Annotated in this window: 13 protein-coding genes and 1 pseudogene; 10 read left to right on the forward strand and 4 right to left on the reverse strand. The window is 43.3% G+C overall.

Going from position 1 to position 16,370, the window contains the following annotated elements; genetic code table 11:
- Window positions 1-641: 641 nt before the first annotated feature.
- The 5 genes and pseudogenes from L3V30_RS02190 to L3V30_RS02210 all read left to right on the forward strand — a co-directional run.
- A complete protein-coding gene (locus tag L3V30_RS02190) occupies window positions 642-2,393 on the forward strand; it encodes an AAA family ATPase (protein WP_237308230.1) in 1,752 nt (583 codons plus the stop codon).
- The gene (locus L3V30_RS02195; RefSeq protein ID WP_237308232.1) at window positions 2,380-4,209 is read left to right on the forward strand and encodes an ATP-dependent helicase; all 1,830 of its coding nucleotides are present in this window, start codon (window positions 2,380-2,382) and stop codon (window positions 4,207-4,209) included. The genes L3V30_RS02190 and L3V30_RS02195 overlap by 14 nt, the downstream gene beginning before the upstream one ends.
- Before the next feature lie 11 nt (window positions 4,210-4,220).
- A complete protein-coding gene (locus tag L3V30_RS02200; protein WP_237308235.1) occupies window positions 4,221-4,532 on the forward strand; it encodes a hypothetical protein in 312 nt (103 codons plus the stop codon).
- 805 nt (window positions 4,533-5,337) lie between these two features.
- A complete protein-coding gene (locus L3V30_RS02205) occupies window positions 5,338-7,701 on the forward strand; it encodes a type I restriction endonuclease (RefSeq protein ID WP_237308236.1) in 2,364 nt (787 codons plus the stop codon).
- A gap of 287 nt (window positions 7,702-7,988) precedes the next feature.
- Window positions 7,989-8,129: pseudogene (locus L3V30_RS02210) on the forward strand (thioredoxin-dependent thiol peroxidase); the annotation flags it as partial.
- A 77-nt stretch (window positions 8,130-8,206) separates the two neighbouring features.
- On the opposite strand, the gene L3V30_RS02215 reads toward L3V30_RS02210, so the two are convergent.
- Both L3V30_RS02215 and L3V30_RS02220 read right to left on the reverse strand, forming a co-directional pair.
- Window positions 8,207-9,280, reverse strand: a complete 1,074-nt coding sequence (locus tag L3V30_RS02215) for an AI-2E family transporter (protein ID WP_006741685.1) — start codon at window positions 9,278-9,280, stop codon at window positions 8,207-8,209.
- 1 nt (window position 9,281) lies between these two features.
- Window positions 9,282-9,518: a sulfurtransferase TusA family protein gene (locus tag L3V30_RS02220; protein WP_046875522.1), complete on the reverse strand. Its 237-nt coding sequence runs from the start codon at window positions 9,516-9,518 to the stop codon at window positions 9,282-9,284.
- A 257-nt stretch (window positions 9,519-9,775) separates the two neighbouring features.
- Here L3V30_RS02220 and L3V30_RS02225 point away from each other — a divergent pair, with 257 nt between their 5' ends.
- From L3V30_RS02225 to L3V30_RS02240, 4 genes are read left to right on the forward strand one after another with little or no spacing between them, the layout of a single operon-like run.
- Window positions 9,776-11,227 (forward strand): M48 family metallopeptidase, encoded by a 1,452-nt coding sequence (locus L3V30_RS02225; protein WP_012841513.1) that lies wholly within the window; start codon window positions 9,776-9,778, stop codon window positions 11,225-11,227.
- A gap of 16 nt (window positions 11,228-11,243) precedes the next feature.
- Window positions 11,244-11,594 carry an arsenate reductase (glutaredoxin) gene (gene arsC, locus L3V30_RS02230; protein ID WP_005380410.1) on the forward strand — a complete coding sequence of 117 codons (351 nt, stop codon included), beginning with the start codon at window positions 11,244-11,246 and terminating at the stop codon, window positions 11,592-11,594.
- Window positions 11,595-12,164 carry an NAD(P)H:quinone oxidoreductase gene (wrbA, locus tag L3V30_RS02235; protein WP_237308237.1) on the forward strand — a complete coding sequence of 190 codons (570 nt, stop codon included), beginning with the start codon at window positions 11,595-11,597 and terminating at the stop codon, window positions 12,162-12,164. It begins immediately after the preceding gene.
- A 22-nt stretch (window positions 12,165-12,186) separates the two neighbouring features.
- Window positions 12,187-12,627: a DUF2069 domain-containing protein gene (locus L3V30_RS02240; RefSeq protein WP_012841511.1), complete on the forward strand. Its 441-nt coding sequence runs from the start codon at window positions 12,187-12,189 to the stop codon at window positions 12,625-12,627.
- Window positions 12,628-12,767: 140 nt separating this feature from the next.
- On the opposite strand, the gene L3V30_RS02245 is transcribed toward L3V30_RS02240, so the two are convergent.
- Window positions 12,768-13,976, reverse strand: a complete 1,209-nt coding sequence (locus L3V30_RS02245) for a DUF2066 domain-containing protein (protein WP_237308238.1) — start codon at window positions 13,974-13,976, stop codon at window positions 12,768-12,770.
- A gap of 365 nt (window positions 13,977-14,341) precedes the next feature.
- On the opposite strand from L3V30_RS02245, the gene L3V30_RS02250 reads away from it, so the two are divergent.
- The gene (locus L3V30_RS02250; RefSeq protein WP_226421026.1) at window positions 14,342-15,595 is read left to right on the forward strand and encodes a uracil-xanthine permease family protein; all 1,254 of its coding nucleotides are present in this window, start codon (window positions 14,342-14,344) and stop codon (window positions 15,593-15,595) included.
- 121 nt (window positions 15,596-15,716) lie between these two features.
- On the opposite strand, the gene upp is transcribed toward L3V30_RS02250, so the two are convergent.
- The gene (gene upp / locus L3V30_RS02255) at window positions 15,717-16,343 is read right to left on the reverse strand and encodes a uracil phosphoribosyltransferase (protein ID WP_041852906.1); all 627 of its coding nucleotides are present in this window, start codon (window positions 16,341-16,343) and stop codon (window positions 15,717-15,719) included.
- Window positions 16,344-16,370 lie beyond the last annotated feature (27 nt).

Here is a 16,370-nt window from a genome sequence, read left to right on the forward strand (position 1 = left end):
CCATCAATATTTGCATTTATTATTTAAAATCAATTAGTTATGAAAATTACGAGTACTCAAGGAAAGGGTTAATTCATACTTTCAGTACGTACTTTCAAACTTTCAGTACACCTATTTTTATTATGTTGAGCAATAAACTACCGCTGAAAAAGAAAGCTAAAACTCTCCATAACCCAAAGAGCTCAGTCAGAGACTTTAACGGTTGCCCATGTACTCAATACTATCTATCATTACCCCAGACCAAGCATACGCCCCTTGGTCTTAAAATATGAGGCATACTTTGTATGTGGGTCCGCACAGCACTGGTCACAGTCAGTTCGTAAGGAACAAAAGGTGGCATTGAGATGGCAGCGGCATCTCTAACTTTTAGCTGTAAAATTCTTAATTGAGTCGTTCTTGGCTCCACCTTCCATTTTATTCACTTATCTGCTTTGGTTGAAACGTTTCTGCCCCAAAATCATTTAGAGCTAATACTCCTCACACCTTCAGAAGACCGTACTTGCCCCAATTCCCATAATGAATCACTATGTGCTTAGTTGATTAATTGCTGGATTGCCCTAAGTTTAGGGATATGGTGTTTATTTATTTTTATCCGATAATCCTTTGGCGATCTAGCAGCCCAGATGCTTAGGATACCCAAAGTGCATATTTCGAAAGTTAGAATTGAAAACTTCCGCAATTTCCGTGAATTGGAAATCAAAACAGATAGAAACATGGTGATTGTGGGAGAAAATAAAGTTGGCAAGAGTAATTTCCTCTTCTCACTCAGACTTGTTTTGGACCCCTCCTTATCTGACCTAGACCGATTCCTAAGTCTAGATGATTTTTGGGATGGATTAGGAGGAGACAAGTTAGGAAGTACAATAAAGATATCCTTAGAAATTAGCGGAATCGACCAATCACCAACGACCTTAGCTGCTTTGGCTGATGGCTTAATTGACATAACAACCCACACAGCGAAAATTACCTATGTTTATCAACCTAAATACGGGGTGACGATAAGCTCTCTTAATGATTACGAGTACAATATATACCTTGGGAATACTGAAGATATTCCTATAAATCGTTCCCTGCGTCGTTGCATACAAATGGAACTATTTCATGCACTGCGGGATTGTGAAAGGGAGTTGAGCAACAGTAAGAGAACGCCTTTAAGAACATTTTTGGAACACGTTGGTGATAACCTTACTGAAGTACAAAAGGCTTCAATCCTAGCTGGATTTGAACAAACGCAAATAGCACTTTCTGGTGTTCCAGATTTAGGACAAATAGAACAAAATATCAACGCTATGCTCCAAACAATGGTTGGAACCAGACACGTATCTCCTGTTCAGTTGAAACTAGCTCCTCAAGACATCAACAAACTAATTAAGTCTCTTCAATTATTGGTTGATGCAGGAACTAGGGCAATCAATCAATCTAGTACTGGTAGCTCCAACATACTATTTTTGACGTTAAAGCTACTCGAACTTCAGCACTCAATGACTACTGGTGAACAAGAGTTTACTTTCTTAGCAATTGAAGAACCTGAAGCCCACCTTCACCCTCATGTTCAAAGATTACTGTTTGAGTATTTCTACAACTCAGACGCAAACTTAAACACCCTCCTTACAACACACTCACCACACATCGCAAGCTCAGCTCCAATTAATTCTCTGATCGTACTAAAAGAGTCAATGGACGGGGTTATGCCCTCAACAAAAGGACATTCTTTGATTAACTCTGCACTATCCCCTGAAGATATAGAGGACATGAGTAGATACTTAACCATTACACGGGGGGAGGTTCTATTCGCTCGTGGTGTGATTTTAGTTGAAGGAGATGCTGAGGAGTTTTTGTTCCCTGAGCTAGCAAAAAAGTTAGGGTATGAATTGGACAAGAAAGGAATCTCTATATGCTCAGTGGCAGGAACTAACTTTGATCCGTACGTAAAGTTCCTGTTGAGTATCGGTACACCTTTCGTAGTTATAACCGATCGCGATCCACTAGGACTAGAAGTACCATTAGGCGTCACTAGAATAGATAAGTTACTGGGTATTATCTTACAAAATCACACCCAGAACAGGGCTGAAGCAACAATCTTGGCTCAGGGGCGAGTTAACGGAATCTTTACCAATATTCAAACGTTGGAAACTGAATTGATAAGCTCACAAGACATGAAAAATACAGTGTGTGATATTTTATTGGAAGAGCATGGCTCTCGCCCGCAAGTAGGTCCAATAATCACTTCGTGGAGGCAAAACACTTCACCTGTAGATACGAACGCTATGCTTCGGTACATTAGTGAAATAGGTAAAGGAAGGTTCGCTAAGCGCTTGAGTAACCGACTACCTGAAGGGCAATGTCCAGAATACATAGCTGCTGCTTTCGAGTACATTTATGAACGCACATAATACCCCTAGTAAATACAAAGAAGAAGCAGAAGAACTGAACACATTAGGTCAAAGAGATGTGTTCGATTCGACTGCGAATTGCGCAGTCATGGCTGGACCAGGTAGTGGAAAAACGAAAACACTTGTCTTAAAAGTTGCCAAAATCATAGATGAAGATATCTCAAATTATGAGAGAGTTTCTTGTATTACTTATAGTCGACAGTGTTGCAAAGAGCTTCACAACCGTTTTAAAAAAATCGGATTATCTTCTAGTGAGAAATTGTATATTGGCACTGTACACAGTTTTTGCCTGAGTCAAATTGTTGCTCCATTAGCACACTTGACTGACTCAACATTACCTACATCTTATAGTGTAGCTTCCGAAGATGAGAGAAATGAAGCCTTTAACTTAGCTAAAGAAGTGGTTGGAGAAAGAGTTCGATATTACAGCCAAACTTTCATGGCAAGCTACCGAATGACGTACCTAGAAAGAGGGTCAACATTTAGCACGACTGATTCCGATTGCGCAAATTTGATAGAGGTCTATGAGAGGCTTTTAAGAGAAAAATGTCTAGTAGATTTTGATGACTTAGTACTCATTAGTAGACGCCTTATTCTTGAACACAGCTGGATTCGAGATATTTTAAAAGCCAAATTCCCTGTTATCGTTATTGACGAGTATCAGGACCTAGGTAAGCCTTTGCATGACATGGTTATCGCTCTTGCCGAGCATGGTATACGAATTATCGCTGTTGGAGATATAGACCAGTCTATATATGGATTTACAGGAGCTCATCCAGAACTCCTTGAGCATTTAAGTGAACGTGATGATTTCGAAAAAGTTGAGATGAAACTTAACTATAGATCGGCCCAAAACATCGTTAGCTTATCGGATGGGTTTGTGAGCCAAGCAAAAGGAGTAATAGCCCATCACCAAGATAGAATTGCAAGCATTACTTGTCATCTATGCCCAGATGGTCTTGAGCAACAAATTGAACAAGCTCTAACGCAAGCCCTGACTATCGCTTCAGAAACGTCGGATAGAGCACTTAGTGACATAGCGATTTTGTACCCCGATGCGAAAACAGGAGATCTTGTTTCAGCTCAAGCCTCACGGTTAGGCATTGTTTATAACCGTACAGACAACAATGCTCCTTACAGGAAGAACCCACTTACAAATTTTATTGAAGACTGTGCCTCATGGGTTAGTTACGACTGGCGAGCAACATCAAACAAAATCTTGTTATCAGAGTTAATCTCGACATTGATTAGTTTCGTGAAAAGCGACATTGATGACATAGATGCTTTAGTTCAAGGCTTTGTATCCTACCTTTGGACAGTAAGAGGCAATGTGGAAGAAAGCCCTGCGTATAGCTTTGTTACCGAGCTAGTTAGTATTTGCTTTCCTTTTTTAACTCCTCCCACCCACATGTCAGATGATTTTAAAGAAGTAGGAAAGATGACTCAGGCACTATCAAGTGAAGGTGTATTGCAGAATGTAAACCTTACAGTCTTAGGTAATAACAGGGAAAAGTCTAATAAGTTAAATTTGATTACTTATCATTCATGCAAAGGTTGTGAATACGATATTGTTATTGCTATAGGCCTAGATAATGGTGTTTTTCCTAAATTGAAGTGGGATCAAAGTACTTACCAGTGGTGCTACCCAGATGATAAGGAGATGCAAGAAAGAAGACGACTTTTTTTCGTTGCATTAACGCGAGCAAAATATGACGTTCATTTTTACAAATCTGAATTCTTTTTGACTAGTAGAGGCGACAGAAGGTATTTCGGACAAAGCAAATTTCTAGATGAACTTGCTAGTCGAATGAGCTAGAGGGAAGATTAGTGATGAATCCATTTAATAACTTTCAGTTAAAGCAACTTCCAGACTTGGTATTGGTCATTTTTGGAATATCATTTCTAGCAATTTTGGGAGCATTGATCCGCTCAGTAGTTCTTCCTGGAGGAACATTGGGTTGGCTATTGGTTATAGCAGCCTTTCTTAGTTTCAGTATTGCTTGGAAGAACGCTCATCACAGAACTCATGACAAAGAAATTCATAAGTGGGTTAATGCGTGGCGGCACAATGGGTTGTCGAACGCATTTCTTTGTTTAGCCATGGTGCTGTTGATATCAGCATTCGCATACTTCAAGTAACACGAGTTACAATCAAGGATAAGTTTCGCCCAGACCACACTTTATCTGGGCCTGGATCAAACCGTATTTTTTTATTCAGTAAATTGACCGAGTGTGTCTGTTCAGCGAGTCTGCCTTATTAAAAATTATACGTTAAACGCTAACTTAGTGAAGTGACTAACACACTTTTGTCCACTTCCGTGTGACTGCAGATTGATACCTTATGTAATTACCAAAGCGTTACTTGACTCAATTTTTCAAATTTCAGCAATCTGCCTACTGCATTTAGGGTTTATTAGGTAACAATTCTGGGTGTATTAAACCTATTTTGGTTTTCTTTTACTTATAATATCTTGTAGAGAATTGTGTAGCTCGTTGATTATTAATACCATCATTGCGCAGTTGTAGTGGTTAGTCAGCATTTTCGGTAGAAGTCTAAATAGGGAGAGGATTGCATGGGAAGTAAGTCTAGAGCGAAGCGGGAGCTTAAATATATGAAAGCCTACCCTAAAGAACCCTTGCAGTGCATGACATTATTCTACGAATAACAACACTAGCATCCCTGATCAGCCCACCCAATTCGATATCGTGTAATTATGTCGAAAACATCAAGAACTCTGCAATGACAGCATTTGGTTCCATTTACCAAATGCTGCAGGGTCTTAAGATCCTTTGCGACTGGCTTGACGCACCTGCGTGCTACAACCGGGTGAAGTTTGAATGCGACGTTGCGTTATTTGTATTGTACTTCTCTTATTTTGGTATTAATAACTAATAGTCCATGCCACAATCGCAGAATACACTGGATGGATTGGATTCTGATTTCATGACAAATAAGATAAAAAGCGAAGCAGGGTTTGAAGCTGAGATTCGTGGTCATATTGAACGGATATTCCACTGGTTGCCTTCGGATCAAATTACCCATCAAGATAGCTTTAGTTTCAAATTCGGCCATAAGAATGTGACAGTTGACGGCAAGCCTGTTAATCATAAACGTGCATATGCCGATATCTTACTTCAATACCAAGATCAACCGCTGGCTATTCTCGAGCTGAAAAGAGCAGACAAGAATTTGATAGATGCGGATGGTGAGCAAGGGCTATCTTATGCCCGGATGCTGCATCCTTCCCCACCTTTGGTGGTTGTAAGTAATGGCAAAGAAACACGTTTCTTAGATCGAAGTACAGGTAACCTATGGAAACCCGAAAATAAATCAGAATCGTCACTCAAAGCCTTAATTACAAGTGCTGCAAAGGTTGCTCAGTCAAATCGAAAACAAGCAATTTCTACCTTAATGGGCACCAACTCCAAAGTATGGGTACAGGCGGTTAGACAAGTAACTACTGAGACACTCTCTCAATTTACCGGAAAGTTGCAAGATCCGCTTTATCCGTTTGCCGAGAACTTTTTAATCCCTCGGGCTGTAACTCGTGATGTTATACAAGCTCTGCGATCAGAAAAGCTGATTTCGGTAGTTGGTGACCCCTTATCAGGTAAAAGTAATGTCTTGCGCGAGCTGGCCGAATTATCGGTAAACGGAGATGATTTTGCGGTGCTGTACCTCAACGTGGATCACGATGTTAGTTTATACCAACAGCTTGCAGATATTCTCACGGAGACCCTGACATGGCCAGTCAGCCCAGATGAAGCTCACCAATGGCTTATTCACCTTTCAAAAGCAAAAGATACGTCGCTGGTATTAGCACTAGACCATATTGGACCGGATAGCTCGCAAGTACGGCAAGACATTGAACGACTGACATCAACGAGAACGGGTAAAGGCTTACATGTCGTTGTTGCTTTAGATTGTACTGTCGCCGAACAACTTTCATTCGGGGGCAATAATAGGTATCGCTCTACGTTTGATTCCCGAGCCAAACGTTTTGATGTGGAGCCGCTTGATGATCGAGAATTTGCGCATATGGTGGAGTATCTAAAAGGGCACCGTATGTATTTTATTAAAGGTTCTGAACGCAGTCTAGAACTCCGTACACCCTGGCTGATTCGAGCTATCGCCGCAGATACAGTTGTTTCACCAAATTACGAAGACATTACAACAGCAGCGCTTCTTCCCCCCATGCTCGGCCTTGAAGCTTTGCACCTAGCTCGGTTAAGGTTTGAAGGTAATGATCCTTCAAATGGCTATTATTTTGAGTTGGCTAAGGCACTGCTTAGCGATTTGCAGGAAAGCGTATCATCAGATACATCTATCTTTGAGCGCCTTTATTCATTTATAGTTAGACGCGACACTGCTCGGAAACATCTTGACTACGAAGAGTTGAGGGAATTGATAGATATAGGTCTTGTCAGGTTGACACGCTCTGCCTCAAAGGAAAACAGTTACACCATTCGGCTACCGGAGCTCATGGCTATCGAAGTGTCAAATGTGATCGGAGAACAACTCCGTAAACCCAATGTCAAACTAGAAGAGCAGGTCAAAGCATTGGTAAAAATGGCGACCGAGTTGCCATTAGGTGATGTCATTGTCGCAGAAGCTTTATTTCAAGCGGCGATAAGCTGTAACGGACTAGTCGCTGCCTTAATCGAACACCTTATCAGCATCCCCCCCCGAAAAGTATCCATGTCGCCAAGGACTAAGTTTGCCATGGAATTACCTAGTGGAGAAATTATTCAATTAACCGTACGAAATGACGACCGAATGGAGGTTGTCAATTCAGCTGGCCTACCGTGTACATTCGAGATGCCGGAAGCAGAGCGACCACAAACCATTGTTGACCATGCCCCTTACTTAATACTGTCACATTTGGTAGGCCACATGATGGGCGTTTTTGATGAAGATGGTAAAATTGTGCAACGGATGGACTATCAGCTATTGGCACAAATTGGCGATACTCCATTCCCGCTTCGTCGCCCGTCTGGTAATTGGTCAAAGGATAGTACTCTGTCGTATGATGTGAGTGACATAGAGTCGATTCTTAGTCCTGAAGAAGGCATCATCGAGCCAATTACTTGGTCTCTGGTAAATTTTTTCAGTCGACACGACAATCAAGCACAGACACAGCTGGTGACCTTTGCTATCGACAGCAATTCTGCATCTCTTCTCGGACGGGTGCATACTGCCTTGACTATGGTTACCGGATTTAATAATGAAGAGCAAGCCTCGTGGGCTAAAGACGCTCTCACTAAAAAGATCATACCAGCTTTGACGGCCCGCATTCAGGGGACCTAAGTTAACACGTTTTTCTCCACAAATAAGTTGCAGGCTCAGAGTCATGCTTGTGGTCACCGAGTGATTCTGTCGCAATGGAAATAAGCTTTATCTTAAACTTCGCCTAAACTTTTTATGACAAGTTCCCGCTTCGAAAAGCGTCAAAAATAGCCCAATTTACAAAAAAATATGACAACTGCTATAATTAGGGGTCAAACAAGAAATTTATTAACTTAACTGACTGTTAAAGATAGACTTTATTAAGAATCGTCAAAATTTATGTCTTAGCATATTTCCAAGGGTGCTATTTCATGGGTAAAGTATACGATGGTCTTCACCGCATTAGCTTCCTGATCAATGAAGAAGGCGTGATTGAACACGTGTTCAACAAGTTCAAAACCAAAGATCACCACGAAGTGGTATTAAATTACCTGAACGAAAACGCATAAGCGCGATCCGTTCTTCAAATAACAAAAAGCCCAGCAAACTGCTGGGCTTTCTTTTGAGCATCGTACTTTGGTAACGCCTACTCTTGTTCGACTGGTTCGTTTTCTTCCGTACTCGGTAAGGCATGCCATACGGCTTTAACTAGTGTCGCCAACGGAATGGCGAAGAATACGCCCCAAAAACCCCACAAGCCACCGAAGACTAACACTGCCACAATGATGGCAACTGGGTGTAGATTTACCGCCTCAGAAAACAGAACAGGAACCAACACATTACCATCCAGCGCTTGGATAATACCGTAAGCAAGCAGCAACCAATAAAACGGAGGCGCAAGACCCCATTGGAACAGACCAACGATGGCGACAGGCACAGTTACAGCTGCCGCGCCGATATAAGGAATTAACACCGATAGACCGACTGCTACGGCAAGCAGCGCCGAATAGCGAAGATCTAAAATGGCAAAAGTTACGTAGCTCACGCCACCCACGATTAAAATCTCGAGCACTTTACCGCGAATGTAATTAGAGATCTGCTCGTTCATTTCATGCCAAACTTTATTCGCGAGTTTACGGTTTTTCGGCAAAACACCACTCGCGATTCTTAGCATCTCTTCTTTGTCTTTCAGTAAGAAGAAGATAAGTAGTGGCACTAAAATCAGGTATACCGCTAGCGTCGCAATACTGACTAATGACGCAAGTGAGCCTTTTACTACACTCTCACCAAGTCCCAACGCTTGGTTTTTGGCATTTGTCACCACGGTTTCTACAATTTCTAAGTTTGCTAACTCAGGATGACGTTCTGGCAGCGTGACAATAAACTTTTGTAACCCGTTGTACATGTTTGGAATATCGTTAATTAGATTACCGACCTGAGTCCAAATCGTCGGAACCAAACCAAACAAAGCGATCAACATCAATCCGACGAACATTAAGATCACGATGATGACCGACAAAGTGCGCGGCACGCCCATGCGACACATTTTTACGACTGGCCATTCAAGTAAATAAGCCAAAACGATCGCGACAAGCAATGGCGCAATCAAATGCCCAAAGAAGTAAATGGTGATAAAACCAAACAGCAAGATCGCGACGAGACTTACTGCATGAGGGTCTGAGAAACGTCGTTTATACCAACGACTAACCATTTCAAACATCTTATGCGGATTCCTTATTGAATACAGTCAATGTGTAGTGCTCTGATGTAGATTGGCAATCAACTGAGTACCCTTGGGCACTGAGATAGTTCACAATGTCTCGTTTAGAGCTGTTATCCACCACTTGAATAACAAGTTGATGATACTGCTGCGTTTCTCCTTGAAAGACTTCAGCAGCGTGACGCTTTGCAAGTAATAGTGCCATAGGGCAACGTTGTTCACGCAAATCAAGTAACATGGATTCCATTGTATTGCTCTGCACTTATGATAGGGTTGTATTGTAACGGCTTTTTGAGCTGGTGCTAGCACTTCTGACATGATTTAACCACATGCTGAAATGACTCGGATATAAAATAATTTACGAAACCAATTCATTTATTTCCGGTCTTATTGCTAGCTTATATCCTCGCGGATAACCAAAACGCATGTGGCGCTGTTGAGAGGTTCTCAGCCTCTAACCACATGCTTATGTATTTTGGAGAACCTTTTAAACGTATGTTAAAACGCACTCGCTCGCTAGTTTGCTTATGTCTTGCAGCTGCAATCAGTTCGCCGACAACTTATGCCAATAGCATTGACTTGCCAGACATTGGTACGGCTGCTGGTGGCACGCTCTCAATAGACCAAGAGTTGATTTACGGCGACGCCTATATGCGTATGCTCAGAGCCAGTAAACCTATCGTTAATGATCCTGTTATCAATGAGTATATTGACGCTCTCGGGCACAGATTAGTAGCCAATGCGAACGATGTAAAAACGCCGTTTCACTTCTTTATGATTCGCGACCGCAATATTAACGCGTTCGCGTTTTTTGGTGGTTACGTAGCGTTGCACTCTGGGTTGTTTCTTCATGCACGTTCAGAAAGCGAGTTAGCCTCTGTTGTTGCTCACGAGATTGCGCACGTCACACAACGCCACCTTGCGCGCAGCATGGAAGAGCAAGCACGTCGCTCTCCGGCCACATTAGCTGCACTCGCTGGCGCATTACTGCTTTCGATTGCCTCACCAGAAGCGGGGATGGCTGCAATTACGGCGGCAACCGCAGGTAACATGCAAAGCCAAATCAACTACACTCGCGCGAATGAAAAAGAAGCGGATCGCTTTGGTATTTCAACACTGGCAAAAGCTGGTTTTGATGTTCAAGCAATGCCACGTTTTTTTGGCCGTCTTGCAGATGAATATCGTTATGCGAGTAAACCGCCGCCAATGCTACTGACTCACCCACTACCTGAAGATCGAATTACCGATAGCCGTGCGCGAGCAAGGACCTATCCACCAATGCGTGTTGTGCCTTCAATAGACTATCACCTAGCGCGTGCGCGCATTGTGGCTCGTTACGCTGGCATTGATGGACAAGCTGCTTTGGGCTGGTTTGAACGAACTCAAAAGAAAGCCTCTGCGGACATCACACCTGCTTTTGACTATGGGCGAGCACTCGTACATTTAGACAGCAAACGCTTGTCTCAAGCGGAACCTATTTTGAAAAAGTTGCTGGAGCAGGACCCAAGTAACCCGTTCTACCTGGATGCTATGACGGATTTATATATCGAGAAGAAGCAGCCAGAAAAAGCAACCGAGATGCTCCGTAAAGCGTTATCTCGGAACCCTCAAAATAAAGTATTGACCATTAACTATGCCAATGCACTACTTGAGGACAATAAAAACGATCAAGCCACGCGAGTTCTTCAAAGATACACTCATGATTATCCTGAAGATACAAATGGCTGGCACCTAATATCGAAGAGCTACCACGCGCTAGGACGTAGTGATGAAGAGTTGGCTGCGCGAGCGGAAATTTTGGCGTTGCGAGCAAACTGGAATAAAGCGATTCAATATTATAGTGAAGCAAGTAAAATGGCCAAGTTGGGCAGCTTAGAGCAAGCTCGATACGATGCCCGTATTGACCAACTCATGATCCAAAGAGATCGATTCATGGCATTACAATAACGAAATGGAGAAAACCATGTCAGTCGTGATTTATCACAACCCTCGTTGCTCAAAGAGCCGTCAAACACTTGAACTGCTTGAGCAAAATGGTGTTACACCGGAAGTCGTCAAATACCTAGACACACCACTTAACGTAGATGAGCTAAAAGCGCTGTACGCACAACTTGGCTTTTCATCTGTACGTGAAATGATGCGCACCAAAGAAAGCGAATACAAAGAACTTGGCCTAGGCGAAGACTCTGTTAGCGATGAGCAATTGTTCGAAGCAATGGCGAAAAATCCAAAATTATTTGAGCGTCCGGTGGTAGTTGCCAACGGCAAAGCGAAAATTGGTCGACCACCAGAGCAAGTGTTGGATATTCTATAAATGGATTGCCAGCTCCTTATTTTGTACTTCAGCCGTCACGGCTCGACAAAACAACTGGCAAGACAGATAGCAAGAGGAGTCGAATCGACTCCTCAATGCCAAGCAATTTTGCGTACAGTTGAAGAATTGTCACCTCACTCACACTCCCCTTCTGATCCAATTGTTACTCTAGAGGAACTGAAAACGTGCGACGGTCTAGCGTTTGGCAGTCCCGTCTGGTTTGGCAACATGGCTGCGCCTTTAAAGCACTTCTGGGATCAGACTACATCTTTATGGGTCAGTGGTGACTTAATCGATAAGCCAGCTTGTGTCTTTACCTCTTCCTCTTCGATGCATGGTGGTCAAGAAACAACGTTACAAAGCATGATGACCCCTTTATTGCATCACGGGATGATGGTTTTGGGCATTCCTTATGCCGAACCAGAGCTACACACTACGCAGTCCGGAGGCACTCCGTATGGCGCCAGCAGTGTAGGCCATGAGGCAACCCTCAGCAGTGAAGAGATTCGTCTGGCACAACAATTAGGCAAAAGGCTGGCAACTGCAGCGTTAAAACTAAAAGTCTGTTAGTAAAATCAAGGATAGTTAATCGATGTCTGACTCTTTAGACCAAACACCACTCGGTACACAGGCTAAAACCTATCGTTACCTAGCTTTATTTGGCAACTTAGCCTTATTGGCCTGGGTCGCTATTTGGCAACTTGCGTTGTCCCCTCACCCTCACCTCAGCAGCACAACACTTGCTATTGCTTGGTGTATTCCGCTATTACTTCCGTTGCCTGGTATTTTGGCCGGCAAGCCTTACACTCATGCTTGGGCTAACTTTGTTCTTATGCTGTATTTCTTGCATGCGCTGACCATCCTTTATGTGGATGGTGGAGAACGTTGGCTTGCGGCAGTAGAGTTGCTCCTGACTTCACTCGGTTTCGCTGGCAATATTTTGTTTGCTAGAGCGAGAGGCAAAGAGCTAGGTCTTAAGTTGAAGCGCCTCTCTCAAGTAGAAAAAGAAGAAAAAGCGAAATTCAATAAATAACGCCAATCGCAATCAATCACTGAGCATTGGTTCGAATACGAATTTAGAAAACAAAAAGAGTCGCTATTGCGACTCTTTTTTACGCTTACCACATTGGTGTTTGATCCTTGCGCTTTACGCCTGGAAAGCTATCAATGCGATTACGATGCCGAGCGCCACTCGTAGATCAAGTCATACTGTTCTCGGACAGGCTCCACAATCATCGGCTGAGTTGGGTGCGTTTCGTCCTTTGCTTCCGCCGCGATATCCGCAGGCACTTCAGACTGCACTTTTTCTACCATAGCTGTATCTTTAGCTTCATTCATCGGAGCAATTGGCTCTGCTTCTTGAGTTAAAGCTGGGGCATCAACTTCACCCAAAGGATCTTCAAAAATCATTAATTGAGAAATAGAAGAAGCTTCTTTCTCAAAAGCTTGTTGAGATGCCAAAAGATGGATGTTGAGCGTCAGCTCATCACCTTGGACACGCTTAATTTCCGTACCCGCAACCGAATTAAGTTGTTTTAACGCATTCTCTAAACGGAAGAAGTCCGTGGCAGACGTTACATTAAGGACTTTCACCGCCAAAGCTTTTGAAGATTTTCCAGATACTACCACTGCGCTCTTACTCGCGTAGTAGTCAGCGATGCCATCAACCATCTCAGCAATGGCATTGGCGCCTGATGCGGAACCGTTACGCGGAGAGCGCTGTGCTTCAACAATTCTCATTGGTGATTGATCGTATAACGTCCAGCGAATTTGTTCACCTTGAGCGCGCACAACTAAAACGGCATCCGCTGGGTAGCGCTGGCTCGCTTGGCCAATTGGCTCAATAAAGCCGCCCCAAAGATCAGAAACATTAACACCAGTTACATCATCAAAATCACCAACCGGGATCGTGATCGGCAAGCCTCTCGATTTCGCAGCACTGCGAAGTGCTACAGCGTTTGAAGAGTCGGAATGCTCCCAAGCAATATTACGATCGTATCCCTGTTCTTCCACCATCCAAACCAAAATATTGGCACGATTTGGCGACCAAGATGGCAATTGAGCTTGTGTTAAAAGCGAGCTGATTTGGTCGCTGTTAAACAACATTTTTAAGCTCGCTTTTCCATCAACCTGCCCATAGCTCAGTTGGGAAATGTAACGCGCACTTGAACCAAGTGCCTTTTTAATCACTGGATTGCTTAAAGAGGATTGAGAACCGGTCGCTCGAACAATCACATCCTGCATACCTTGTTGACGAGCCAGAGACTCACCGTCGTTCTGCTCACTGTCGATAACCACTTCGGCACGATAGATATCCACCTGAGTTAATGCATATACTGGTAGGGACAACCAACCTATCAGTAAGAGAGCTAAATAGCGCATAGTTTTTATAATCCTCTGAACAAGAACCCGAATAATAAGCAACTATCAAATCTTGAGCAAGGTAAGTACTGAGTAAATTATCTGTATTATGACCAGCTTTGTTAACTCGGGCCTCAACCAGCGCTTCAGTGCTATTTTTTATAATAAACTCATTGCTTATTAAGCTATCTCAACAAGTTAGGCTGTCTATTTTTCATCTTCACGCAAGACACGTAAAAGAGGACAATTTGCAAGCAACTAACTCTCAAAAACGCTATTTATGGGAAAGATTCAATCGAAAGTTTGATCCATGCAACATTGCAAACGATTGCAGGATGATAGTATTCGCCGGATTTGTCTGCGTATCTTGAAAATAGGGAATTATTATGAAAAACGCGTTACAAGGCGCTCAAATGCTCTTTGTCGCTTTTGGTGCTTTGGTGCTTGTGCCGCTGCTAACTGGCCTTGATCCAAATGTCGCCCTCTTTGGTGCCGGTGTCGGTACTCTCCTCTTCCAATTAATGACTAAACGTTCTGTTCCCATCTTCCTTGCCTCTTCTTTTGCGTTTATTGCTCCTATTATGTTCGGTATCCAAACTTGGGGTATCGGCGCAACGATGGGCGGCTTAATGGCAGCGGGCCTGGTTTATGTGGCTCTAGGGGCGATGATCAAAGTGCGTGGTGTTGGATTTATCCATAAAATTCTCCCGCCTGTTGTCGTTGGCCCTGTGATCATGGTGATTGGTCTTGGCCTTGCTCCAACAGCAGTGAACATGGCGGTAGGTAAAACCGGTGATGGTGCTGCACAGCTTGTTAATGGTGATGCTGCGATCATCATCTCGGCGGTCTCACTGCTCACAACCATTGTACTAAGCGTGTTTGCAAAAGGCTTCTTGAAGCTCGTTCCTATTGTTGGTGGTATTCTTGCTGGTTACTCTGTTTCTCTATTCTATGGGGTGGTTGATTTCACTCCAGTAACACAAGCGGCTTGGCTAGCTATGCCAAACTTCACCGCGCCAGAGTTCAACATAAACGCAATCTTGTTCATGATTCCTGTCGCTATCGCACCTGCGGTAGAGCACGTAGGTGACATGCTTGCTATCTCAAACGTTACAGGTAAAAACTACCTGAAAAAACCTGGCCTTCATCGCACAATCGCAGGTGACGGGGTGGCAACTATCGCAGCCTCGATGGTGGGTGCTCCACCAAACACCACTTACAGTGAAGTTACAGGAGCGGTAATGCTAACCAAAGCATTTAACCCTGTGATCATGACTTGGGCTGCGATCACTGCAATCGTACTTGCATTGGTAGGTAAGCTAGGCGCGATTCTTCAAACGATTCCAGTTCCTGTCATGGGTGGCATCATGATTCTGCTGTTCGGCTCTATCGCCACGGTAGGACTTAATACACTGATCAAGAATAACGTTGATTTACATAAGTCTCGTAACCTAGTGATCGTTGCCGTAACACTTGTATTTGGTATTGGCGGTATGGCTTTCGGTATTGGCGAGTTCAGCCTACAAGGTGTGAGCCTATGCGGTATCGTGGCAATTATTCTTAACCTTGTGCTACCAAACGATTTAGGTGAAAACCACGTTGTAGATAACGCACAAATGGAAGAAGAGAACGCGAAATAGTGCGTCTGCGCTGCTTTACTGAGTGGCGCATTTTATTCTTCTCGTATTATAGATATAAAAAAGGCTTGGTTTTCACCAAGCCTTTGTTTTTTCTGTTCAGTCGTAGTAATACATTAAAGAATTACTTAGTACCGAAGATCTTATCACCTGCATCACCTAGACCCGGTACGATGTAGCCTTTGTCATTTAGCTTCTCATCGATTGCAGCAGTGTATAGCTCCACATCTGGGTGTGCTTTTTCTAGCGCTTCAATACCTTCTGGTGCAGCAACAAGTACTAACACTTTGATTTGGTTACAACCTTTCTCTTTTAGAAGATCGATCGTAGCAATCATAGAACCACCTGTTGCAAGCATTGGGTCAACAACAAGCGCAATACGCTCATCGATGTTAGAAGCAAGCTTGTTGAAGTAAGGAACTGGCTCAAGTGTTTCTTCATCACGGTAAATACCAACAACACTGATACGTGCGCTTGGCATGTGCTCAAGAACACCGTCCATCATGCCTAGACCTGCACGTAGGATTGGTACTACGGTTACTTTTTTACCTTTAATTTGGTCTACTTCTACCGGACCGTTCCAACCATCAATGGTCACTTTTTCTGTTTCAAAGTCTGACGTTGCTTCGTAAGTAAGTAGGCTACCGACCTCAGTCGCTAACTCACGAAAACGTTTTGTGCTGATGTCACCTTCTCTCATTAGACCAATTTTATGTTTTACTAGAGGGTGCTTTACTTCAACAACTTTCATGTCCATCTCCGGCTATAGTTGGCAATA

The sequence above is a fragment of the Vibrio sp. A1-1 genome, assembly GCF_021728175.1.
In the GTDB taxonomy this organism is placed as follows: Bacteria; Pseudomonadota; Gammaproteobacteria; order Enterobacterales; family Vibrionaceae; genus Vibrio; species Vibrio diabolicus.

What these genes read in the sequence shown, in the direction of transcription:
- L3V30_RS02195 (WP_237308232.1), top strand. Translation starts at nt 2,380, where the DNA reads ATGAACGCACATAATACCCCTAGTAAATACAAAGAAGAAGCAGAAGAA.
- L3V30_RS02205 (WP_237308236.1), top strand. Translation starts at nt 5,338, where the DNA reads ATGACAAATAAGATAAAAAGCGAAGCAGGGTTTGAAGCTGAGATTCGT.
- L3V30_RS02215 (WP_006741685.1), bottom strand. Translation starts at nt 9,280, where the DNA reads ATGTTTGAAATGGTTAGTCGTTGGTATAAACGACGTTTCTCAGACCCT.
- L3V30_RS02220 (WP_046875522.1), bottom strand. Translation starts at nt 9,518, where the DNA reads ATGTTACTTGATTTGCGTGAACAACGTTGCCCTATGGCACTATTACTT.
- L3V30_RS02225 (WP_012841513.1), top strand. Translation starts at nt 9,776, where the DNA reads ATGTTAAAACGCACTCGCTCGCTAGTTTGCTTATGTCTTGCAGCTGCA.
- arsC (WP_005380410.1), top strand. Translation starts at nt 11,244, where the DNA reads ATGTCAGTCGTGATTTATCACAACCCTCGTTGCTCAAAGAGCCGTCAA.
- wrbA (WP_237308237.1), top strand. Translation starts at nt 11,595, where the DNA reads ATGGATTGCCAGCTCCTTATTTTGTACTTCAGCCGTCACGGCTCGACA.
- L3V30_RS02240 (WP_012841511.1), top strand. Translation starts at nt 12,187, where the DNA reads ATGTCTGACTCTTTAGACCAAACACCACTCGGTACACAGGCTAAAACC.
- L3V30_RS02245 (WP_237308238.1), bottom strand. Translation starts at nt 13,976, where the DNA reads ATGCGCTATTTAGCTCTCTTACTGATAGGTTGGTTGTCCCTACCAGTA.
- L3V30_RS02250 (WP_226421026.1), top strand. Translation starts at nt 14,342, where the DNA reads ATGAAAAACGCGTTACAAGGCGCTCAAATGCTCTTTGTCGCTTTTGGT.
- upp (WP_041852906.1), bottom strand. Translation starts at nt 16,343, where the DNA reads ATGAAAGTTGTTGAAGTAAAGCACCCTCTAGTAAAACATAAAATTGGT.